The sequence below is a fragment of the Azospirillum picis genome, from assembly GCF_017876115.1.
Lineage (GTDB): Bacteria > Pseudomonadota > Alphaproteobacteria > Azospirillales > Azospirillaceae > Azospirillum > Azospirillum picis.
Map to the genome: position 1 here is coordinate 139,586 of NZ_JAGINO010000020.1, position 6,721 is coordinate 146,306.

4 protein-coding genes and 1 pseudogene are annotated in these 6,721 nt (G+C 70.0%); all 5 read left to right on the top strand.

The window, feature by feature from the left end:
- Positions 1-126 precede the first annotated feature (126 nt).
- Positions 127-2,934: a cache domain-containing protein gene (locus J2850_RS23440; protein ID WP_209987121.1), complete on the top strand. Its 2,808-nt coding sequence runs from the start codon at positions 127-129 to the stop codon at positions 2,932-2,934.
- 54 nt (positions 2,935-2,988) lie between these two features.
- The gene (locus J2850_RS23445) at positions 2,989-3,711 is read left to right on the top strand and encodes a response regulator transcription factor (protein WP_209987123.1); all 723 of its coding nucleotides are present in this window, start codon (positions 2,989-2,991) and stop codon (positions 3,709-3,711) included.
- Positions 3,712-3,856: 145 nt separating this feature from the next.
- Entirely contained in the window at positions 3,857-5,494 is a 1,638-nt protein-coding gene (locus tag J2850_RS23450; protein WP_209987128.1) for an acyl-CoA synthetase, read from the top strand.
- A gap of 136 nt (positions 5,495-5,630) precedes the next feature.
- The gene (locus J2850_RS23455; protein WP_209987131.1) at positions 5,631-6,380 is read left to right on the top strand and encodes an electron transfer flavoprotein subunit beta/FixA family protein; all 750 of its coding nucleotides are present in this window, start codon (positions 5,631-5,633) and stop codon (positions 6,378-6,380) included.
- Positions 6,381-6,551: 171 nt separating this feature from the next.
- Positions 6,552-6,721, top strand: a pseudogene (locus tag J2850_RS23460) (electron transfer flavoprotein subunit alpha/FixB family protein); the annotation flags it as partial.

A 6,721-nucleotide genomic window follows, 5' to 3' on the forward strand; every position in this document is an offset into this window, starting at 1 on the left:
TCCCCGGAAATATGGCGGAGTGTTTCAGAAGACTTCCGGCAGCAATCGCATCGATTGGCGTTGAGCCGCAGCGGTGAAGCTGGAATGATGGCAGGCGCTCCCCGATCCGCATGACGGCCTGAGACGATGGTCCGCTCGCCTCTGTTCCTCCGCCTGTTCTCGGCGATCCTGATCACGCTGGGGCTGTTCTCGGCCGCGGCCTATGTCTTCTCCGTCCCCTTCATCGAGGAGAAGGCCTACGAGATCGAGCGCGACGCCAGCCGCACCATCCTCGACAACATCTTCGAACTGGTCGGCAAGATCCGCGGCGGGCTGGAGGAGCAGCGGACCGCGACGGTTGACTCCTACAAGGCCAGGCTGCGCGATGTCCTGTCGCTGGCCGTCGGCTACATCGAGCACGTCCATGCCCGCGCCGACCGCGGCGAGCTCCCGCCCGAGGAGGCCAGGCGCGAGGCGATGGAGGGGCTGAAGGCGCTGCGCTACGGCAACGGCGACTATGTCTGGGCGATCGGCTACGATTCGGTGATCCTGTCGCACCCGTCGCCGGACTACCAGGGGCGCGACGCCGCCGACCTGCGCGACAATCTCGGCCGCCACATCCTGCCCACCATCATCGCCACCGCCAAGCGCGAGGGCGAGGGGTTCCAGACCTACCCGTGGTGGCGGCCCAACGGCGACGAGCGGGCGCTCAAGCTGAGCTATTTCCGCGACCTGCCGAAGCGCGGGATCGTCGTCGGCACCGGCGCCTATCTGGCCGACGTCGATGCCGAGGTGGAACGCCGCAAGGCCGAGGCGATCGATGACCTGCGCCAAGCCCTGCGCCGGCTGCGGATCGCCCGCACCGGCTATCTCTACATCTTCGATTCGGCGAACCGGATGATCATCCACCCGAACGCCAACATCGAGGGCACCGCCTTCGGCGACCTGCTGAATCCCGCCACCGGCCACCCGATCGCCGAGGAGCTGAAGGCCGCAGCGTCCAGGGGGGAGCCGCTGACCTACCTGTGGGACAAGCCCGACGACCCCGGCAATTATGCCTACGAGAAAATCAGTTGGGTCCGGCATTTCGAGGGGTTCGACTGGTACATCGCCTCCTCGGTCTATGTGGAGGAACTGCGACGGTCGTCCGTGGTGCTCGGCAACCGCATCCTCGCCATCGGCATGGTGCTGATGGCGGCGGGCAGCCTGCTGGGCTACGTGGCGGTCGACCGGCTGGTGCGGCCGCTGCGCCGGCTTGCCGACACCGCCGCCCAGGTGAGCGGCGGCGATCTCGGCGCCCGCAGCGGCATTTGCCGCGGCGACGAGATCGGGCTGCTGGCCTCGGCCTTCGACGGCATGGTCGGGCGGCTGCGCGACACCGTCGCCACGCTCGACAGCCGGGTGCGGTCGCGGACCGCGGCGCTGGCGGAGGTGGAGGCGCGCCAGCGCGTGATCCTCGACGCGATCCCCGCCAGCATTGCCGGGCTCGACCGGGACGGACGGCTGACCTTCGCCAATCGCCGCTGGGCAGAGCTGGTTGGGCGCGGCAAGGACGAGGTGCTCGGCCGCGACCTCGCCGGGCTGGTCGGGCGCCGTGCCATGGCGGTCCTGCGCCCGCAGTTGGACCGCTGCCTCGCCGGCGAGGCGGCGACCTTCGAGTACGCCTTCCCGCGCGACGGCCGCACCCTGGTCACCAAGACCACGCTGATCCCCCATCGCGGCGAGGGCGGGACCGTCGCCGGCCTGTTCGTGCTGACGCTCGACGTCACCGACGAGAAGCAGACCGAGCGGCAACTGGTCGAGGCGCAGCGGCTGAAGGCGGTCGGCCAGCTATCGGGCGGGCTGGCCCACGACTTCAACAACCTGCTGTCGATCATCATCGGCAACCTGTCGGCGGCGCGCGAGCGCTATGCCGCGGTCGACGGGCTGGACGCCTACCTGGAGCCGGCCCAGCGCGCCGGGCGCCGGGGTGCCGACATCACCGCCCGGCTGCTCGCCTTCTCGCGCCAGCAACCGCTGAAGCCGCAGCCGGTCGAGCTGTGCGGCCTGCTGCGCGACATGGCGGTGCTGCTGCGCCGCTCCTTTCCCAGCTCCATCGCGATCGGCGTGCCGGAGGAGGGACGGGAATGCTGGACTATCGCCGACCAGACGCAGTTGGAGAACGCGCTGGTCAACCTCGCCATCAACGCCCGCGACGCCATCTGCGGGGACGGCCGCGGCGACCTCGGGGCCGGCCGGCCGTCGGGCGGGCGGCTCGACATCGCGGTCGGGACGCGCAAGGTGGAGGGTGAGTTGCTGTTCGACGAGCCGGTACGCCCCGACGACTACCTGGAGATCCGCGTCGCCGACAGCGGCTGCGGCTTCACGCCCGAAGCGTTGGCCCGCGCGGTGGAGCCCTTCTTCACCACCAAGGCGCTGGGGTCCGGGCTGGGCCTGTCGATGGTCTACGGCTTCGTCAAGCAGTCGCGCGGCTACCTGCGCATCGACAGCAGGGCCGGGCAGGGCACCACGGTGAGCCTGCTGCTGCCCCGGGCCGAACCGGTGGCCCGGTCGGTCGACGCCGATCCGCCCGCCGCCCCGGACGGGGCCTGGGGCGGCCAGCTCGCCCTGGTGGCGGAGGACAACGACGATGTCCGGCAGGTGATGCGCCAGCAGCTCGTCGATCTCGGCTTCTCGGTGGTTGAGGCGGCGAGCGGCGACGAGGCCGTGGAGCTGGTGGGGCAGATCGACGGCCTGTCGCTGCTGGTCACCGACATCGTCATGCCCGGCCTGCCGGGGGTGGACCTGGCGCGCCGCGCCCGCCTGTTGCGGCCGGCGATGCGGGTGGTCCTGGTCAGCGGCTTCGCGGTCGAGTATGGCGACCTGCCCCCCGATGCCGTCATACTGCGCAAGCCATGGGACAAGCGGGACCTGGTGGCGGCCATCGGCCACGCCACCGAACCCGCGCCCGCCTGAGAACCCGCGCCCGCCTGGCGAGGCCGGGCAAGGACGGCAGACGAGGAAACGCGCGTGGGACGGAAGAAGCGCATCTACCTGATCGAGGACGAGGCCGACATCCGCCGGCTGGTCACCGGCGTGCTGGAAGGCTACGGCTACGAGGTGTCCTGCTGGGCCAGCGGGCGGGAGGCCCGCGCGGCGATCCGGCGCCAGCCTCCCGACCTGTGCCTGGTCGATCTCGGCCTGCCGGACATGGACGGCCTGACCCTGGTGCGCGAGCTGTGGGAGGACGTCCGCTTCGGCGTCATCATCCTGTCCGGGCGTGGCGGCACCTCCGACCGGGTCCTGGGGCTGGAACTCGGGGCCGACGACTACATCGTGAAGCCCTTCGAGCCGCGTGAGCTGGTCGCCCGCGTCAACAGCGCCATCCGCCGCCGCGAGCAGCTCGCCGGCGCCTCGGCCGCGGCGGAGGGGGCGAAGGCACGGTTCGGCTCCTGGCTGTTCGACCTCGGCGACCTGACGCTGACCGCCGACGACGGCCGGCAGGAAACCCTGACCGCGGCCGAGGCCTCGCTGCTGCTGACACTCCTGAGGGCGCCCAAGCGGGTGTTGTCGCGCGACCATCTCCAGGGCTCCGATCCGGACCGCGACGATTTCCCGTACGACCGCAGCATCGACGTCCGCGTGTCGCGCATCCGCAAGAAGATCGAGGAGGATCCGCGCTCGCCGCGCCTGATCAAGACGGTCTACGGGGCGGGGTACCTGTTCGCGAGCGACGTGACGTGGTTGCGGTGAGGAAGCGCCGCACCCGCAAACTCCGCCCCGACAACAATTCGCAACAATCCTGAGAAAGTTGCGCAAAGCTGATCTGCTAGAGCCACTTTCCAATGGCCGCGCCAAATGCAGGCGCACAAAAGAACCCCCGAGGGAGAACGGTCCGATGAGTGCATACCCTGCCGGAAATCCGTACGAGCGCGATCTCGACCGCAACGCCGCGAACTTCGTGGCGCTGACGCCGCTGACCTTCCTGGAGCGCGCGGCGGCGGTCTGGCCGGACCGCGTCGCCGTGGTGCATGGTCAGGTCCGCCGGACCTGGGCGCAGACCTTCGGCCGCGTGCGTCGGCTGGCCGCCGCCCTGGCCGGCCGCGGCATCGGCACCGGCGACACCGTCGCCGTGCTGGCCGCCAACACGCCGGAGCTGTTCGAGGCGCATTTCGGCGTGCCGCTGGCCGGCGCGGTGCTGAACGCCATCAACACCCGGCTCGACGCCGAGGCCATCGCCTTCATCCTGAAGCATGGCGAGGCGAAGATCCTGATCGCCGACCGCGAGTTCTCCGCCGTCGCCCGGAAGGCGCTGGCGCTCCTCGATGCGCCGATCGCGGTGGTGGACATCGACGACCCGGCCTACACCGGCGGCGAGCTGATCGGCGATTGCGATTACGAGGCCTTCCTCGCCGGCGCCGGAGCGGAGCACCCCTGGACGATGCCGGCCGACGAGTGGCAGGCGATCGCGCTGAACTACACGTCCGGCACCACCGGCAACCCGAAGGGCGTCGTCTACCACCACCGCGGTGCCTACCTGAACGCGGTGTCCAACGCGCTGTCCTGGAACATGGGCGATGCGCCGGTGTACCTGTGGACGCTGCCGATGTTCCACTGCAACGGCTGGTGCTTCCCCTGGACCATCGCCGCCGTCGCCGGCACCGCGGTCTGCCTGCGCCAGGTCCGTCCCGACGCCGTGCTGGGCCTGATCCGCGACGAGCGGGTGACCAACTTCTGCGGCGCGCCGATCGTCCTCAACATGCTGAACAACGCGCCGGCCGAGCTGAAGCAGGGCATCGATCACACGGTCAAGGTGATGGTCGCCGGTGCCGCCCCGCCCGCCGCCGTCATCGCCGGCATGGAGCGGATGGGCTGGGAGGTCACCCACGTCTACGGCCTGACCGAATGCTACGGCCCGACCGTGGTCTGCGTCTGGCACGACCGCTGGGACGGCCTGTCGCTCGACGAGAAGGCGGCGATCAAGGCCCGCCAGGGCGTGCGCGGCCCGATGCTGGAAGCGGTGATCGTCGCCGACCCGACGACGCTGGAGCCGGTGCCGAAGGACGGCCGGACCATGGGCGAGATCCTGATGCGCGGCAACAACGTGATGAAGGGCTACCTGAAGAACCCCAAGGCGACGCAGGAAGCCTTCCTCGGCGGCTGGTTCCACACCGGCGACCTCGCGGTCTGGCACGAGGACGGCTACGTCGAGATCAAGGACCGCTCGAAGGACATCATCATCTCCGGTGGCGAGAACATTTCCTCCATCGAGGTCGAGGACGTCCTCTACAAGCACCCCGACGTGCTGGAGGCCGCGGTCGTCGCGCGGCACGACGAGAAGTGGGGCGAGACGCCCTGCGCCTTCGTCACCCTGAAGGACGGCGCCGCCACCACCGAGGCCGACATCATCGCCTTCTGCCGGTCGCATATGGCCCACTTCAAATGCCCGCGCACCGTGGTGTTCGGGCCACTGCCGAAGACCTCGACCGGCAAGATCCAGAAATACGTCCTGCGTAAGCAGACCGAGGCGCTGTGACGGGCGGGGCGCCGCCCCCTCGCTGACCGCCTTTCGCCGAACCTCCGTCAAGCATCCTGCCCCTCTCCCGCCATCGCGGGGGAGGGCGGGGGCAACGCCCCTGCATGTCCCCATCAAGCCCGAAGGGTCCCAAGCCATGAAGATCCTCGTCCCCGTTAAGCGGGTGGTCGACTACAACGTGAAGGTCCGCGTGAAGGCGGACGGCAGCGGCGTCGAGACCGCCAACGTGAAGATGAGCATGAACCCCTTCGACGAGATCGCCGTCGAAGAGGCGGTTCGGTGCAAGGAGGCCGGCACGGCGACCGAGATCGTCGTGGTCTCCGTCGGGCCGGCCGGGTGCCAGGAGACCCTGCGCACCGCGCTGGCCATGGGCGCCGACCGCGCCATCCTGGTGCAGACCGACCTGACGACCGAGCCGCTGGCCGTCGCCAAGCTCCTCAAGGCGCTGGCCGACAAGGAGGCGCCGGGCCTCGTCATCCTCGGCAAGCAGGCGATCGACGACGACTGCAACCAGACCGGCCAGATGCTGGCGGCGCTGCTCGGCTGGGGCCAGGGCACCTTCGCCTCCAAGCTGGTGCCCGGCGACGGCACGGTCGCGGTCACCCGCGAGATCGACGGCGGGCTGGAGACGGTGGAGCTGAAGCTGCCGGCGATCGTCACCGCCGACCTGCGCCTGAACGAGCCGCGCTATGCCAGCCTGCCCAACATCATGAAGGCGAAGAAGAAGCCGCTGGAAACCGTCACCCCAGACAGCCTCGGCGTCGACGTCACCCCGCGCCTGAAGACGCTGAAGGTCGCCGAGCCGCCCAAGCGCCAGGCCGGCATCAAGGTGCCAGACGTCGCCACCCTGGTCGACAAGCTGAAGAGCGAGGCGCGGGTGATCTGAGGGGAAGCGCCGGCCCCGGTGCCCCCTCCCTAACCCTCCCCCACCTCCGGTGGGAGAGGGGACTGCAGCCGCTTCGCAGAAGGCACCCTCTCCCGCGTGAGCGGGGGAGGGTTGGGGAGGGGGCATCCGACACCAGCACGTCTCCCGCCCGTCAAACAAGGACCCACCGCCATGCCCATCCTGATCCTCGCCGACCACGACAACGCCGGCCTCAAGCCCGCCACCGCCCATGCCGTCACCGCCGCTACCAAGATCGGTGGCGACATCCATGTCCTGGTGGCCGGCCGCAACGCCGCCCACGCCGCCGAAGCCGCCGCCACGCTCACCGGCGTCGCCAAGGT